This is a genomic window from Brachybacterium sp. Marseille-Q7125 (genome assembly GCF_023062615.1).
Taxonomy (GTDB): domain Bacteria; phylum Actinomycetota; class Actinomycetes; order Actinomycetales; family Dermabacteraceae; genus Brachybacterium.
In genome coordinates this window covers 1-14,159 of sequence record NZ_JALLAL010000064.1, presented here as the reverse complement: position 1 = coordinate 14,159, position 14,159 = coordinate 1, and the positions used below count along the sequence as shown (strand labels likewise).

The following is a 14,159-nucleotide window of genomic DNA, read 5'->3' as shown; positions in this document are numbered from 1 at the left end:
CGAGGGGCACGCGCTGGCGAGGTCCCCGCACTGCCCAGGGCGCGCCTCGGGGGGGTCAAGCGAGGGGAGGACGAGGTTTGTTTTTTTCAACGCGTCGTCACGGTCACAGCGCTCCTGCGATGTCGACCACAGCCGCCACGATGGCGGGGTCGGTGCGGGTGGGGGGTGCCGCCGCGGGCACGGTCGTGGTCGAGGCGGCGGCCGAGCTCCGGGCGGAGAGGTGGATATCGGCCACCGCGGAGCGCTCCACGAGCTCGCGCAGGTCGGCGGGGCGCACCCCGCCGCCGGCGCACACATCCAGCAGCTCCTCGGCAGCCTCCACCATCGCGCGCAGATCCGCCGCCCCGTCGAGGGCGCGGGGGGCGCCGCCGGAGCTGAGGACGCGGTGGAAGCCCTCCCCCAGCAGGGTCCGCACCGCCTCGACGCGAGCCTCCCGGGAGGGCAGAGTATCCAGTGCGCGATGGAAGGTCAGGTGCACTCCGCGCAGCGCATCCGTCGCGGCCCCCAGGGCGGCATCGCGGATGGTGCGCACCGACGACAGATCCAGCTCACCACTCTCGGTGAGGGCGCCGATGACCACGCCCGCCGCGCCCGCGGCAACGCACTGTTGGGCCTGCTCGGCCATGAGCTGCACTTGCGCGGCGTCATAGGCGAACTCCGCGGGCTGTCCCAGGAAGTCTCCGGTGCCCGCGTGCGAACGGATCAGCGTGTGCACGTCGAAGTGGGGCTTCGCCTCCCGGGCGGCGACCAGCGCCGCAGCCCGCTCGGTGATCTCCTGGACCAGTTCGGGCGGCGGCGTGAGGCCTCCGCGGCCTAAGTCCACGCACAGCTCCACACGGTCGGCACAGCCGCGCGCGGCGATCTCAAGACCGGCGGCGTCCTCGATCGCGATCTCCACCAGCACGCTCATGCGTCTCCTCCCTCTGCAGGCGCCCCATGGTCGCGGGCGGTGCGAACGATGCGGCGCGGCCCCGGCAGGGGCAGCAGCTCGCTGAGGTCACTGCGCTCACCGCTGGCGTGGATGCGACCCTCAGCACGGGCCCGCTCCCAGTCCAGGTCCCCGACGGCGAGGGCCAGCCAGGTGGCGGCGTCGGTCTCCACGACCGCGGGCGGGGTGCCGCGGGTGTGGCGCGTCCCGGCGATGGCCTGCACCGCCGCGTACGGCGGAACGCGCAGCTCGACGGCGCCGCCGGGATTCTCCGCGGCGAACAGCTCCAGGGTGTGGCGCACGGCGGGGGCGAGCACGGGGCGACGCGCAGCGGCGGGATCCGCGGCCCAGGCGATCAGCGCCCGTCGGCCATCCTCAGGGTCGGTGCGGGGCGGCATCTCAGTCCTGCGCGCCCGGCAGTAGATCATGCACGGCGATCGTGTCCTCGCGGTCCGGGCCCACGCCGATCGCGCTGATCCGGCACCCGGCGAGCTCCTCGAGGCGCTGCACATAGGCCCGAGCGTTCTGGGGCAGGTCCTCGATCCGGCGGGCGGTGGAGATGTCCTCGCTCCAGCCGGGCAGGGTCTCGTAGACCGGCACCGCGTGGTGGAACTCGGTCTGGGTCATCGGCATCTCGCGGTGGACCTCACCATCGACCTCATACCCGGTGCAGATCGGCACCTGCTCGATCCCGGTGAGCACATCGAGCTTGGTCAGCACGATGTCGGTGAAGCCGTTGATGCGCACCGCGTGGCGGATCATCAGCGCGTCATACCAGCCGCAGCGGCGGGGCCGCCCGGTGTTCACGCCCACTTCGCCGCCCACGCGCTGCAGGCGCTCGCCCCATTCGTCCTCCAGCTCGGTGGGGAACGGGCCGGCGCCCACGCGGGTGGTGTAGGCCTTGGCGATTCCGATCACGCGGTCGACCCGGGTGGGGCCGATGCCGGTGCCGGTGCAGGCCCCGCCCGCGGTGGGGTTGGAGCTCGTGACGAAGGGGTAGGTGCCGTGGTCGACGTCCAGGAAGGTGGCCTGGCCGCCCTCCATGAGCACCACCTCACCGCGGTCCAGCGCCTCGTTGAGCAGCAGCGTCGTGTCCACCACCATGGGGCGCAGACGCTCGGCGTAGGACAGCAGCTCCTGGGTGATCTCCTCCACCTCGACGGCGCGACGGTTGTACAGCTTGACCAGCAGCTCGTTCTTCTGCCGGAGGGCACCTTCGACCTTCTGGCGCAGGATCGAGGGATCGAAGAGGTCCTGCACCCGGATGCCCAGGCGCCCGGCCTTGTCCATGTAGGCCGGTCCGATGCCGCGCCCCGTCGTGCCGATCGCACGCTTGCCCAGGAAGCGCTCGGTGACCTTGTCGAGCGTCTGGTGGTACGGGGCGACGAGGTGCGCGTTCGCGCTGATCCGCAGCCGGGAGGTGTCCACGCCGCGGCTGGTCAGCATGGCGATCTCCTCGAACAGTGCGGCGAGGTTCACCACCACGCCATTGCCGATCACCGGGGTGACCTGCGGGGAGAGGATTCCGGCGGGCAGGAGCTTGAGCTCGAACTTCTCGCCGTCCACCACAACGGTGTGCCCGGCGTTGTTGCCACCGTTGGGTTTGACGACGTAGTCGACCTTCTCTCCGAGCAGGTCGGTGGCCTTGCCCTTCCCTTCGTCGCCCCACTGGGCTCCGACGATCACGACGGCGGGCATGGCGACTCCTGGGACGAGATGGTGGATGGATGCGGCCGCTGAGGACCGCGCCCCAGCGTAGCAATCAGGGCGCCCGCTCCCTGGGGCCTCAGCCCAGCAGCGTGGGGTCGGCCTCGCGCAGGAAGTCGGTGATGCGGTCCGCTTCGGCCTGGTCGCCCAGACGGCCGGAGGTCTCCCCCAGCATCGCCAGCGCCCGCAGGATCCCGCGGTTGGGAGCGTGGGAGGCGGGGATCGGTCCCTGTCCGCGCCAGCCGTGACGGCGCAGGGCGTCCAGGCCGCGGTGGTAGCCGGTGCGGGCGTAGGCGTAGGCGGTGATGTCATCGCCATCGCTCAGCGCGTCCTCGGCCAGGGTCGCCCAGGCGAGCGGGGAATCCAGGTGCCGGGCCACGACCTCGCGCGGGTCCTGATCCACCAGCTCTTCGGCGACCTGCACGTCCACAAAGTCCTCGGGCAGCCGGGTCTCGGGAATGCCCAGGAGGTTCCTCCCGACGAGGTTCTCGGTACGATCAGCCATGTTCGCATCGTAGGCGCTCCACGGCGCTGCGACCTCTCATATTGGGAACGATTCACACATGTCACACACGCAGGACGGCTCGGAGCTGCTGACGGGACCCGGGGCCGGAGGGCTGCTGGGCTCGGCCGTCGGGAACTCTGGCGGTGTGCTGCACAGCTGGCAGCTGGACCACGTCGACCATCGGCCCGGGCGCTCCACCAAGGCGCTGTACCGCACCCAGGTCTCCTGGCCGGAGCTGGATGGGCCGCAGGCCCCCGCCCGCGAGGAGCTGTTCGGCGCGAGCGCCCACATCGGCGAACAAGAGAAGGACCTGTACGTCGCCGAGCAGACCCTCGTGATGACCGACGGGGACATCGATGTGCGGGTCTGGCGGTATCCGCATGACCCGTGGCTGCCGATGCTGCCGCGCGTGTGCTACCCCGACATCGTGGGCCGCACCCTGGCGGAACTGGGGGTGCACCTGGGCCCGGATCCGTCGGCCCCGATCGCGATCGACGTGGTCTCCTACCGTCCGGGCCGCCGCGCGGTGCTGCGTGCCTCGCAGGAGGGCGCGGCGGTGTTCCTGAAGGTGATGCAGCCGCATCGCAGCGGCGAGATCGTGGATCGGCATCACCGGCTGCTGGCCGCGGGGGTGCCGGTGCCGGAGGTGATGGCGCATCACGAGGGTCTCGTGGTGCTGCGGGAGCTGCCGGGCCGTCCGCTCTCGCGCGCGGTGATCGACGAGGGCGTGGATGCCTGCCGCGGCGAGGACCTGGTGGCGCTGCTGGACCGCCTGCCGGCCTCGATGTACTCGGTGCCGCTGCGGCCGCCGTGGACGGATTCGGTGGACTTCTACGCCGGGATCGTCGCCTCCTCTGTGCCGGCGCTCGGGCCGCGGCTGGATGCCCTGGTGCGGGAGATCCGCGAGGGCCTGGGCTCGCTCGAGCAGCGGATGGACATGCGCCCCCATGACGTGGTCCACGGCGATTTCTATGAGGCTCAGGTGTTCGTCGAGGACGGGCGCGTGGTGGGTCTGCTGGACATCGACACGGTGGGTCCGGGCCGACGGGCCGATGACCTCGCGTGCCTGCTCGCGCACCTGAGCGTGCTGGCGGACTACGGCAATGCCGGGCGGATCGACCGGGCGATGCAGGAGCGGGTGGAGACCGCGATCAGCACGTGGCATCGCACCTTCGCCGAGCGGGTGGATCCTACCGAGTTGGCGCTGCGCTCGGCCGGCGTGGTGCTCTCGCTCGCCACCGGCCCGCATCGGCAGCAGGAGACCGCCTGGGAGGCCGCCACCGAGGCGATCGTGCGGGTCGCCGAGGAGTGGGTGGCCAGGGCCCGCCGCGCCGAGGCTGCCACGCGCGAGCGCCTCGCGCAGGCGCAGGCGCAGTCCCAAGCCCCGCTCACCGGGCAGCGTCCCGTCGCGCCTGCGACGGAGCTGACGCCGGGCGATGATTCGCCCACGCAGGAGCGCCGCATCGACCAGATCGTGCAGGGCTGAGCTATGCGCGCGGTGCTGCAGCGGGTCGATGGGGCGAGCGTCGAGGTGGACGGCGAGGTCATCGGCGCGGTCACGGGTGAGGGGCTGCTGGCCCTGGTGGGCGTGACCCATGAGGACGGACCTCAGCAGGCGGCGACGATCGCCCGGAAGATCTGTGAGCTGAGGATCCTGGAGGGCGAGCGCTCGGTGCTCGATGCCGGTGCGCAGGTGCTCGTGGTCTCGCAGTTCACCCTGTACGGGAGCACGAAGAAGGGGCGCCGCCCCTCGTGGAGCGCGGCCGCACCCGGCCAGGTGGCGGAACCGCTTGTGGAGCAGGTGGTCTTGGCGATCCGCGAGCGCGGCGTGGAGGTTGCCACCGGCCAGTTCGGTGCGCAGATGCGGGTGGGGCTCATCAACGACGGCCCGTTCACGGTGCTCGTCGACACCGACGCGTAGCGTTCCTGGCGCGTCCCGGGCGCATTCCTGGCGCGTCCCGGGCGTGCGAGATCCGCCGTCCGTCCCGTGCGCCCGCCGCGGTGCGTGCGTAGGCTGGTGCCATGACCTACACACTTGTGCTGCTCCGCCACGGCGAGAGCGACTGGAACGCCAAGAACCTGTTCACCGGCTGGGTGGATGTCCCGCTGACCGAGAAGGGCCGCCAGGAGGCGATCGCCGGCGGCGAGCTCATGCAGCGCGAGGGCGTGCTGCCCGATGTGGTGCACACCTCCCTGCAGCGCCGCGCGATCATGACCGCGAACCTGGCGCTGGATGCCGCCGACCGCCATTGGATCCCCGTCAAGCGCGACTGGCGTCTGAACGAGCGCCACTACGGCGCCCTGCAGGGCATGAACAAGACGGAGATCCGCGAGAAGTACGGCGAGGAGCAGTTCATGGCCTGGCGCCGCTCCTACGACACCCCGCCCCCGGAGATCGAGTTCGGCAGCGAGTTCTCCCAGGACCAGGATCCGCAGTACGCGGACCTCGGCGATCAGCTACCCAAGTCCGAGTGCCTCAAGGACGTCGTGGCGCGCTTCCTGCCCTACTGGGAGGAGGGCATCAAGCCGGATCTCCAGGCCGGGAAGACCGTTCTCATCGCCGCCCACGGAAACTCCCTGCGCGCGCTGGTGAAGTACCTCGATGGCATCTCCGATGAGGAGATCTCGGGCCTGAACATCCCCACCGGCCAGCCGCTGGTCTACGAGCTCGATGAGAGCTTCCAGCCCGTCGAGAAGGGCGGGCGTTACCTGGACCCGGTGGCCGCGAAGGCTGCCGCGGAGGCGGTCGCGAACCAGGGCAAGAAGTGAGCCGCTGATCCCTGACATGCAACGCCCCCGGACCATGCCGGTCCGGGGGCGCTGTGGTTCCTGCGCGAGGTTCTGTCACCAGAAGTAGCCGGCGGGCCAATCGCCGTAGGAGCCACAGAGGTTCGCGACCTCCTGCAACGACAGCCAGTAGTACTTCGGCGCGGTGTAGCCGCCCAGCTTGTCGCGGGCGGGGTCGGCGATGAGCAGCTCGCGGGTCTCCGGGCGGTACCCGTCGATCACCACGTAATGGCCGATCCGATTGGGGTTGCCGTACCAGGTCGGGTAGGTGTTCGGCGCCGCCTGCCAGTAGCCGATCGAGGCGTAGCCCGTATCCACGTTCCGGGTCACGCGATCCCACAGGAGGTTCGCGGCATCGCTGCCCGCGGGCTTCCCGGAGATCTGCTCGAAGCGGTAGGTCGCATCGGGCAAGGTCGTGCTCAGGTAGTCATCCATCGTCCAGTACGGGGTGGCGCCGTACGCCTCGGTCTCCACCGCCGCGGCGATCGTGTCGATCGACGGCGGAGTGTCCATCTTGGCACTGAGCGTCATCCAGATGGAGGTGGGGCCGCAGTAGTAGCTGTTCCTCTGCGCCATATACGTCGATGCCGTGGTGATCTCCGTGGCGGCGACGGCCGGTGCGGACAGCCCCGCCGAGCCGGCGGCCAGGCCCACGCCCATCAGGGCGGCGGTACCGAAGGTGCGCAGGGCGTCGCGGCGGTCGATGGTCACCGCGGTGGGTCGAGGGGTGGTCATACGAGCTCCTCTCGGGTCAGGGGAGAGCGGAACGATGTGCCCCGGACGGTACGTCCCACGGGATCAGGTGCACATGGGCAGTTCTATCCCTTGACGCACCGGTGGGGCGGCACCGCCTTTCGACACCCCGTCCTTTCGTCCCGGTCCCCGCGAGGGACAGGACCGAGAGGTTCGCACCGAGGAAGGAAGCGCAGCCGCCGGGAGCGCTCCTAGCGTGGGGAACGAGACATCCCGAGCCGCAGCAGCGGCGACCCGAGACCTCCTGGAGGACACCGCGATGAGCACCCTGACCCGTCGGAATATGCTGCGTGCGAGCGGCCTGACCGTCCTGGCCGGCTTCGGCGCTGCGGCGCTGGCCGCTCCCGCACAGGCCGCAGATCACACTGTGCCTCACGAGTACGTGGTGCAGCCGAACTTCTTCTGGTGCGGGCCCAGCGCCTGCCATATGGCGATCACCGCGAAGACCGGCTCCCCTGGCCTGGAGGCCCTCGCCCAGCAGCTGGGAACCACCGAGAATGGCACGAACTTCGGCGCGATCTCCCCGGTGCTGACCCAGAACATCCCGGGTGCCACGTACCGCGATCAGTGGATCGCCGGCAATGACGCCACCCCGGAGGAGAAGGCAGTGTTCTGGGACCGCGTGAAGCAGAACATCGACACGGGCTTCGCGACCGTGTGCAACTGGGTGGTGCCCCCGGGCAGCTACCCCAACGGCTACCAGAACGGCTCGACGATCTACCACTTCACGACGGTCGTCGGCTACAACGACAACCGCGATCTGCTCATCGCGGACTCCGCGAACTTCAACAACGTGGGCGTCTATTGGGTCCCCTCGGATCGGGTGGCGACCCTGTGCGCCGAGCGCGGCTACTTCTGGTGAGCCGCTGACCTGAGTCGTCACGGGTGCGGCGCGCGGGCGCGTCCACACCCTGGCTGCAGTACCGGCCCCGGACACCGAGCAGGTGTCCGGGGCCGATGACGTGCGGGAGAGGCGGATCAGCACACGGGCAGCGCGACGTTCACCGCCAGCCCGCCTTCCGCGGTCTCCTTGTACTTGCTGGACATGTCCAGACCCGTGATCTTCATGGTGCGGACCACGTCATCCAGGGACACCATCGGCGTGCTGTTCTCGAACACCGCCATCCGCGCCGCCGTGATCGCGGTGTGCGAGGCCACAGCGTTGCGCTCGATGCACGGCACCTGAACCAGGCCACCGATGGGGTCGCAGGTCAGGCCCAGATGATGCTCCATCGCGATCTCCGCGGCGGTGCACACCTGCTTCGGGCTCCCACCCAGGATCTGGGCCAGACCTGCGGCCGCCATCGACGAGGCGGAACCCACCTCGCCCTGACAGCCCACCTCCGCGCCGGAGAGGGATGCCAGCTCCTTGATGACGATGCAGATCGCACCTGCCACCAGCATGAACTCCACCGCGATGTCCTCGCGGGCGCGGCGCTGCTCCTCGGTCAGCTCCGCCCAGGGACGCACCCCGCAGCCCTCGGTGGCACGCGGCGTGTAGTGGGTGGCGTAGAAGATGACCGCCGGGAGGATGCCCGCCGCCCCGTTGGTCGGGGCGGTGATGACCCGCCCCCCGGAGGCGTTCTCCTCATTGACCGCCAGGGCCACGAGGCTGGTCCACTCCACCCAGAACTGCGGGTCGCGCATGGGATCCTGCTCGCGCAGGGAGGAGTACCACTCCGGAGCGCGCCGACGGGTGTTCAATCCGCCGGGCAGCACCCCGCTGCGGGTGAGGCTGTTGGCCTTGCACTCCTCCATGATCCGCCAGCGACGGGCCAGGCCATCACGCACCTCCTCGGGGGTGCGCAGCACCGTCTCGTTGGCCATCATGACCTCGGGGATGGTCATCCCCTCGCGACGGCAGTGCTCCAGCAGCTCCGCTCCGGTGCCGAAGGGGAAGGGGAACACGACCTCCGCCGGGGACGTCTCCGTCTGGGCGGTCTCCTCACCGTCGTGGACCACGAAGCCCCCGCCGATCGAGTACGAGTACCGCTCGCGCAGCACCTCGCCGGCCTCATCCAGAGCCTGGAACCGCATCCCGTTGGCGTGCCGCTCGAGGAAGGTCAGCGGATGCTGTCCGATGTCCTCGATGCCGAACACGATTTCGGGGCCGTCCCCGCCCAGGCGGAGCGGGGCACCCTCGGCCAGCTCGGCCAGTCGCGTGTCCACCACATCGGGATCCACCGTGTCGGGGCGGTGGCCGTCCAGGCCCAGCAGCACGGCGCCGAAGGTGCCGTGGCCCTGCCCGGTGGCTGAGAGGGATCCGTACAGGTCCACCGCGATCTGGGCGGTGCGCTCCAGCAGACCCTCGCTGCGCAGCAGCTCGGCGAAGTCCGCGCCGGCGTTCATCGGTCCCACGGTGTGGGACGACGACGGGCCGATCCCGATCGAGTACAGGTCGAAGACGCTGACGGTCATGATGAGCTCCTTCCTTCGGCTCGGGGTGGATCAGGCGAACAGCCGCACGATGGATACGAGGATCGCGCCGATGGCGATGACGCCCATGACCACCACGAAGATGTTCGAGATCTTGCCGCGGTACGGTGCGAGCGCCGGGACCTTGCTGATCGCGATCATCGGCATGATGTAAAGGATCGCGGCGATGACCGGGCCGGACAGAGTCTCGATCACGCCGAGGATGCTCGGGTTGAGGATCGCGACGATCCAGGTGGTCAGGAACATGAAGGCCGCCACGAGGATGGAGACCTTGCGCTTGCCCAGGGACTCGTAGACGCCGGGGGTGAAGCCGCGGACCAGACCAGCCGCACCTTCGGCGGCACCGAGGTAGTGACCGAAGAAGGACGAGCCGATGGCGACGATGGCGATGGCCGGGCCGGCGTAGGCGATGGCCGGGGTGTCGTTGACGTTCGCCAGGTAGGACAGCACCGGGAGGTTCGCCTCACGGGCGGCGGCCAGGCCGTCGGCGCCGAGGGACAGCACGCAGGACCACACGAACAGCATGGTGAAGACCACCAGGATGGTCGCGGTGCGCTTGAGGACCCAGGAGGCCCGCTCAGCGGCCTTATCACCGTGCGCACGCTGCATCGCGAGCGAGAAGGCGGAGATGGCCGGGGAGTGGTTGAAGGCGAAGACCAGCACGGGGATCATCAGCCAGGTGGTCATCAGCAGACCGCCGCCACCGCCCTCGGGCAGCTGGGCGAGGTCACCGATGTGCCAGGTGGGGATCAGCATCAGGGAGATGATGAACAGGGCCGCGATCAGCGGGTACACCAGGAACTGGGTGACGGCGAGCATGATCTTCTCACCCGCGATCATCACGGCCATCATCAGGGCGATGAGCACGAAGGAGAGGATCGGACGCGGGACCTGCGGCAGGCCCAGCTGGTTGACCATCAGCGAGTCGATGGTGTTGGTGATGGACACGCCGTAGATCAGCACGATCGGGTAGATCGCGAAGAAGTACAGGATCGTGATGGCCTTGCCGACGCCGGGGCCGAAGTAGTCGCCGGCCACCACGGTGATGTCCTCGCCCTTGCGCGGGGACACGCACACGAAGCGGGACAGGGCCCGGTGGGAGAAATACACCATCGGGCCGATGATGATCGTCACGAACAGCAGCGGCCAGATGCCGCCAGCGCCCGCATTGATGGGAAGGAACAGGATCCCTGCGCCCACGGCGGTGCCGAAGAGGCTGATCACCCAGCTGAAGTCCTGGGCCTTGCTGCCCTTGGTGGTTGTCGGGGTGGAGGAGGGATCAGAAGCGCCCGAGGGGACGCTCGCAGAGGTATCGGTCGCGCTCGACATCATCGTCCTCGAAGGTGTGGCCGCGCTGTTGCGGCGGGGTGGTCGCCCCGGCGGGAGCTGGGGGCGATGGTGCCGACTGCTCGGTGGCTGGTCGATCACCACACCACGATGGTGGACCTTTTTTCTCAGCTCCGTGACACCTTTCGTCCCGACCTCACCCCTAAAACCACACCTGACCTGCAGTTATCATGTGAGAAAAGTTTTTTGTCACGTTTGCTCACTTGGGCCTGCGGGCGGTCCGGAGGCAGCGGTAGACCGTCGGGACGGACACCTCGAGGGCATCGGCGACGTCCGCCACCGCGCCCTTGAGCCGGAAGATCCCCTCATTCTCGAGAGCTGCAACGACCTCCTGGCGGTCCGCAGGGGTGAAGTCCCCCAGCGGCACGCCGCGGCGCTCGATCTCCCGCTGGGTCGCGGTCACCGCGATCTCCTCGGCGGAGGTCGCGAGGTTCTCCTGCCACTGGCTGTCCTCGAGCTCCGTGGTGATCCCCGGCAGGTGGCGTTCGCCGATCTTCCCGGCCAGACCGATCAGCTGCTCGAGCAGGCTGTCATCGGTGTTGATGCACAGCATCGCCACCACGCGGCCGTGGCGGCGGAAGAAGTACGTAGCCGAGCGGAAGAACTTCCCGCCCCCATCGGCAGAGGCACGGTATCCGGTGACGTAGTCATCGGTGTGAGCGCGGCCATCGCGCAGCATGCGCAGCACGAGATCCGTGGCGGGAGCGCCGATCGTGCGACCGCTGTTCTCCCCATTGGCGATCGCGATCACGGAGGCATCCAGGCGCGCCACATCATGCAGCACCACCTCGGAGGTCTTGCCCAGCACCTCCCCCAGGAACGGGACGATGGGGATGAAACGCCGCACGTATTCGCTGTCGGTGAGGTGGTCGTCCAGTGCCGCCTCATAGTCGTCGAGCATCATCGCCGCCGCCTGGTGCCGAACAGCGAACGGGTGATCTCCCGGCCCAAGACGGTGCCGGCTGAGCGCAGGAAGGACTTCACGGCGGGGTTCGCCAGGAGCCCCTCGTCCTTCGTGCGCCGGGAGCTCTTCGTGGGCCGACGGCCCGGTGGCGCCTGCTCCGGGTCGCGCTCGGCGTCCTCGGCGGCGCGCGTCTCCTCCTCGGCAATGCGTTCAGCCTCCGCTTCAGCGCGGGCGGTGAGGATCTCGAAGGCGCTCTCGCGGTCCACGGGCGTGCCGTAGCGCTCCTGCAGCGGCGAGGCCTCGACGATCGTGGCGATCGCTTCCTCGCCGGCGGGCTCCATGGAGGATTCGGGGGCGCGGATCGCGGTGATCGCAACGGGCGTGGGGGCGCCGTCTTCGCTCAGGACTGTCACGATCGCCTCGCCGGTACCCAGCGCCGGGATCACCTCGGTCAGGTCATGCTCGCTGGTGGGGAAGGTGGAGGCGGTGGCCTTTAGCGCCTTCGCGTCCTGGGGGGTGAAGGCGCGCAGGGCGTGCTGGATGCGGTTGCCCAGCTGCGCCAGGACGTCGGCGGGGATGTCCTTCGGGGTCTGGGTGATGAAGAAGACGCCCACGCCCTTGGAGCGTATCAGGCGCACGGTCTGCACCACCTGCTCCAGGAAGGTCTTGGAGGCGTCCTTGAACAGCAGATGTGCTTCGTCGAAGAAGAACACGAGCTTGGGGACGTCGGGGTCACCCACCTCGGGCAGGTCCTGGTAGAGCTCGGCGAGCATCCACATCATGAAGGTGGAGAACAGGGCGGGGCGGGAGGCCACCTGTGGCAGCTCAAGGCAGGAGAGGATCCCGGTGCCGTCCTCGGCGGAGCGCAGCAGCTCCTGGACGTCGAAGGCGGGCTCGCCGAAGAACACATCGGCCCCGGAGGCCTCGAAGGCGGTGAGCTTGCGCAGGATCACCCCGGCGGTGGCACTCGAGATGCCGCCGATGCCCTTCAGCTCCCCCTTGCCCTCCTCAGAGGTGAGGAACTGGATGAGCGCGCGCAGATCCTTGAGGTCCAGCAGCGCGAGCCCCTGGGTATCGGCGTAGTGGAAGATCAGCCCCAGCGAGGATTCCTGGGTCTCGTTGAGGTCCAGCACCTTGGCCAGCAGCACCGGCCCGAAGTCGCTCACCGTGGTGCGGATCGGCACGCCCTGGCCCTGCCCGCCCAGGCTGTAGAACTCGGTGACCGGGGCGCGGGAGACCCATTCCTGGCCGCGCGCCGCAGCGCGGGCGGCGAGCTTCTCAGAGCCTGCGGCGGGCACGGCGATACCCGAGAGGTCGCCCTTCATATCGGCGACGAACACGCTCGCCCCAGCCGCCGTGGCCTGCTCCGCGATGATCTGCAGGGTGCGGGTCTTTCCGGTGCCGGTCGCCCCGGCGATAAGCCCGTGGCGGTTCAGCATCGGCACCGAGAGGTTCACGGGCGTGGCCGCATCCGGCTGCTCATCGACCACGAGGGCGCCGAGGTGGATCCGCGCGCCGGGGAAGGCATACGCCGTTCGGACAGCGGTGATCTCAGGGGTGCTGGGCATCGGAACTCCTGCGCAGAAGGGAATGAGGGCATGCTAATGGGCTGCTCGGGCGCTGAGCAGGACCTTCAGGCCGTACCGTAGGCCCATGCCCGCTTCAGAGCCTGTGACCCCTGCCCCCTCGGCCCCCGCTGCACCTCGCGCTGTGCACGCCACGGAGGAACTGAGCGCCGCCGATGTCCGCGTGATGCTCACCGCGCCCTCCCGCGAGGGGCTGCTGGACCTGCTGGGGATCACCGGTACTGACGCTCATGAGCTCCTCCCCCAGGCCGATGCCGTCGCCGCCGATGCGGAGCTGCTGGCGGAGGTCACGACCATCGCGAACCGGCTGCGCGCCGAGGCAGGGCTCGAGACGACGGCGGTGGACCTCGCGGCGGACAAGGAGCGGCTGGATGCGCTGCAGCAGCGGCTCCTGCCCGGGGAGGGACTGTTGGTGATCCTCGCCGCCGTGGTCTCGACCGCGACGGTGCGTGCGTGGCATACCGCCCGCGGGCTCACGGCCGAGCAGTCCTGGCATGTGCTCGCAGACCTCGGCCAGCAGATGCGGGTGCATCGCAGCGGCACCGGGCGGCTGGGCCTGCACCAGCTGAACTGGGTGAGCCTGAACTGGGCGGGGCGGCTCGTGCACCTGGGGCGCCTGCAGTTCGATCTGCACCGTCGGGCGATCCACGACGCTCCCGAGCGCTGGGTGCTCGGCACCCATATCCCGGCCACGGGGCCGCTTGATCCATCGGCCGTGGAGGAGTCCTTCGCGGCGGCCACCGCGTATTTCACGGGGCACTATCCGGAGTTGCAGGAGGATCGAGGACCGGATGCACCGCGGTTCGGCCACGAGTTCGTGTGCGATTCCTGGCTGATCTCCGATGCCTTCGCCGAGATCACGGGGCCAGAATCGAACCTCGCGCGGTTCGCGGCGCTGTGGGACCGGATCGCGGTGCAGGAGAACGCGGCTGATGGCGCGCTGTTCTTCACCTTCGGTCTGCGTCCGCCGGTGGATGCCCGCTCCCTCCCCCGCCGCACCCGGCTCGAGCGGGCGGTGGCGGATCGGCGGGCCGATGGGCGCGGCTGGACCGGCGGGGGGGGGGGCCCGGGGGGCGGGGGGGTTTTTCGCCCCCCCCCCGGGGGCGGGGGGTTTGTCGCCCCCCCCCCCGGGGGGGGGACGGGCGGGGGCCGGGGGAAAAAGGGGCCCGCTGGTGTGTGAGCCCACGCCCCCCCCGGAGGGCGCAC

14 protein-coding genes are annotated in these 14,159 nt (G+C 69.6%); 5 read left to right on the top strand and 9 right to left on the bottom strand.

What is annotated here, in order from left to right; genetic code table 11:
- Positions 1–103: 103 nt before the first annotated feature.
- The 4 genes from MU407_RS12540 to MU407_RS12525 form a co-directional block, all read right to left on the bottom strand.
- Positions 104–910 carry a copper homeostasis protein CutC gene (locus MU407_RS12540; RefSeq protein ID WP_246957978.1) on the bottom strand — a complete coding sequence of 269 codons (807 nt, stop codon included), beginning with the start codon at positions 908–910 and terminating at the stop codon, positions 104–106.
- A complete protein-coding gene (locus tag MU407_RS12535) occupies positions 907–1,326 on the bottom strand; it encodes a sterol carrier family protein (RefSeq protein WP_246957976.1) in 420 nt (139 codons plus the stop codon). The genes MU407_RS12540 and MU407_RS12535 overlap by 4 nt, the downstream gene beginning before the upstream one ends.
- Before the next feature lies 1 nt (position 1,327).
- Positions 1,328–2,626 carry an adenylosuccinate synthase gene (locus MU407_RS12530; protein ID WP_246957974.1) on the bottom strand — a complete coding sequence of 433 codons (1,299 nt, stop codon included), beginning with the start codon at positions 2,624–2,626 and terminating at the stop codon, positions 1,328–1,330.
- 88 nt (positions 2,627–2,714) lie between these two features.
- Positions 2,715–3,140, bottom strand: a complete 426-nt coding sequence (locus tag MU407_RS12525; RefSeq protein WP_246957972.1) for a DUF3151 domain-containing protein — start codon at positions 3,138–3,140, stop codon at positions 2,715–2,717.
- 58 nt (positions 3,141–3,198) lie between these two features.
- On the opposite strand from MU407_RS12525, the gene MU407_RS12520 reads away from it, so the two are divergent.
- The 3 genes from MU407_RS12520 to MU407_RS12510 all read left to right on the top strand — a co-directional run bounded on the left by MU407_RS12520 (position 3,199) and on the right by MU407_RS12510 (position 5,909).
- Positions 3,199–4,626, top strand: a complete 1,428-nt coding sequence (locus MU407_RS12520) for a phosphotransferase (RefSeq protein WP_246957970.1) — start codon at positions 3,199–3,201, stop codon at positions 4,624–4,626.
- 3 nt (positions 4,627–4,629) lie between these two features.
- Complete coding sequence (gene dtd / locus MU407_RS12515; RefSeq protein ID WP_246957968.1) at positions 4,630–5,061, top strand: D-aminoacyl-tRNA deacylase; 432 nt, start codon at positions 4,630–4,632, stop codon at positions 5,059–5,061.
- A gap of 101 nt (positions 5,062–5,162) precedes the next feature.
- Positions 5,163–5,909 (top strand): phosphoglyceromutase, encoded by a 747-nt coding sequence (locus MU407_RS12510; RefSeq protein WP_246957966.1) that lies wholly within the window; start codon positions 5,163–5,165, stop codon positions 5,907–5,909.
- A 75-nt stretch (positions 5,910–5,984) separates the two neighbouring features.
- On the opposite strand, the gene MU407_RS12505 is transcribed toward MU407_RS12510, so the two are convergent.
- Complete coding sequence (locus MU407_RS12505) at positions 5,985–6,662, bottom strand: C39 family peptidase (protein ID WP_246957964.1); 678 nt, start codon at positions 6,660–6,662, stop codon at positions 5,985–5,987.
- A 277-nt stretch (positions 6,663–6,939) separates the two neighbouring features.
- On the opposite strand from MU407_RS12505, the gene MU407_RS12500 reads away from it, so the two are divergent.
- Positions 6,940–7,542 carry a C39 family peptidase gene (locus tag MU407_RS12500; RefSeq protein WP_246957962.1) on the top strand — a complete coding sequence of 201 codons (603 nt, stop codon included), beginning with the start codon at positions 6,940–6,942 and terminating at the stop codon, positions 7,540–7,542.
- Between the two features lie 116 nt (positions 7,543–7,658).
- Here MU407_RS12500 and MU407_RS12495 read toward each other — a convergent pair whose 3' ends face one another.
- The 4 genes from MU407_RS12495 to MU407_RS12480 all read right to left on the bottom strand — a co-directional run bounded on the left by MU407_RS12495 (position 7,659) and on the right by MU407_RS12480 (position 12,935).
- The gene (locus MU407_RS12495) at positions 7,659–9,098 is read right to left on the bottom strand and encodes an L-serine ammonia-lyase (RefSeq protein WP_246957960.1); all 1,440 of its coding nucleotides are present in this window, start codon (positions 9,096–9,098) and stop codon (positions 7,659–7,661) included.
- A gap of 30 nt (positions 9,099–9,128) precedes the next feature.
- The gene (locus tag MU407_RS12490) at positions 9,129–10,445 is read right to left on the bottom strand and encodes an HAAAP family serine/threonine permease (RefSeq protein WP_246957958.1); all 1,317 of its coding nucleotides are present in this window, start codon (positions 10,443–10,445) and stop codon (positions 9,129–9,131) included.
- 217 nt (positions 10,446–10,662) lie between these two features.
- On the bottom strand, positions 10,663–11,367 hold the full coding sequence (locus MU407_RS12485) for a PAS domain-containing protein (protein WP_246957956.1): 705 nt from the start codon (positions 11,365–11,367) through the stop codon (positions 10,663–10,665).
- On the bottom strand, positions 11,364–12,935 hold the full coding sequence (locus tag MU407_RS12480) for a helicase HerA-like domain-containing protein (protein ID WP_246957954.1): 1,572 nt from the start codon (positions 12,933–12,935) through the stop codon (positions 11,364–11,366). Before MU407_RS12480 ends, MU407_RS12485 begins: the two co-directional genes overlap by 4 nt.
- An 85-nt stretch (positions 12,936–13,020) precedes the next feature.
- On the opposite strand from MU407_RS12480, the gene MU407_RS12475 reads away from it, so the two are divergent.
- Entirely contained in the window at positions 13,021–14,133 is a 1,113-nt protein-coding gene (locus MU407_RS12475; protein WP_281507915.1) for an acyltransferase domain-containing protein, read from the top strand.
- Positions 14,134–14,159: the final 26 nt, after the last annotated feature.

What these genes read in the sequence shown, in the direction of transcription:
- MU407_RS12540 (WP_246957978.1), bottom strand. Translation starts at nt 910, where the DNA reads ATGAGCGTGCTGGTGGAGATCGCGATCGAGGACGCCGCCGGTCTTGAG.
- MU407_RS12535 (WP_246957976.1), bottom strand. Translation starts at nt 1,326, where the DNA reads ATGCCGCCCCGCACCGACCCTGAGGATGGCCGACGGGCGCTGATCGCC.
- MU407_RS12495 (WP_246957960.1), bottom strand. Translation starts at nt 9,098, where the DNA reads ATGACCGTCAGCGTCTTCGACCTGTACTCGATCGGGATCGGCCCGTCG.
- dtd (WP_246957968.1), top strand. Translation starts at nt 4,630, where the DNA reads ATGCGCGCGGTGCTGCAGCGGGTCGATGGGGCGAGCGTCGAGGTGGAC.
- MU407_RS12480 (WP_246957954.1), bottom strand. Translation starts at nt 12,935, where the DNA reads ATGCCCAGCACCCCTGAGATCACCGCTGTCCGAACGGCGTATGCCTTC.
- MU407_RS12500 (WP_246957962.1), top strand. Translation starts at nt 6,940, where the DNA reads ATGAGCACCCTGACCCGTCGGAATATGCTGCGTGCGAGCGGCCTGACC.
- MU407_RS12485 (WP_246957956.1), bottom strand. Translation starts at nt 11,367, where the DNA reads ATGATGCTCGACGACTATGAGGCGGCACTGGACGACCACCTCACCGAC.
- MU407_RS12525 (WP_246957972.1), bottom strand. Translation starts at nt 3,140, where the DNA reads ATGGCTGATCGTACCGAGAACCTCGTCGGGAGGAACCTCCTGGGCATT.
- MU407_RS12475 (WP_281507915.1), top strand. Translation starts at nt 13,021, where the DNA reads ATGCCCGCTTCAGAGCCTGTGACCCCTGCCCCCTCGGCCCCCGCTGCA.
- MU407_RS12490 (WP_246957958.1), bottom strand. Translation starts at nt 10,445, where the DNA reads ATGTCGAGCGCGACCGATACCTCTGCGAGCGTCCCCTCGGGCGCTTCT.
- MU407_RS12510 (WP_246957966.1), top strand. Translation starts at nt 5,163, where the DNA reads ATGACCTACACACTTGTGCTGCTCCGCCACGGCGAGAGCGACTGGAAC.
- MU407_RS12520 (WP_246957970.1), top strand. Translation starts at nt 3,199, where the DNA reads ATGTCACACACGCAGGACGGCTCGGAGCTGCTGACGGGACCCGGGGCC.
- MU407_RS12505 (WP_246957964.1), bottom strand. Translation starts at nt 6,662, where the DNA reads ATGACCACCCCTCGACCCACCGCGGTGACCATCGACCGCCGCGACGCC.
- MU407_RS12530 (WP_246957974.1), bottom strand. Translation starts at nt 2,626, where the DNA reads ATGCCCGCCGTCGTGATCGTCGGAGCCCAGTGGGGCGACGAAGGGAAG.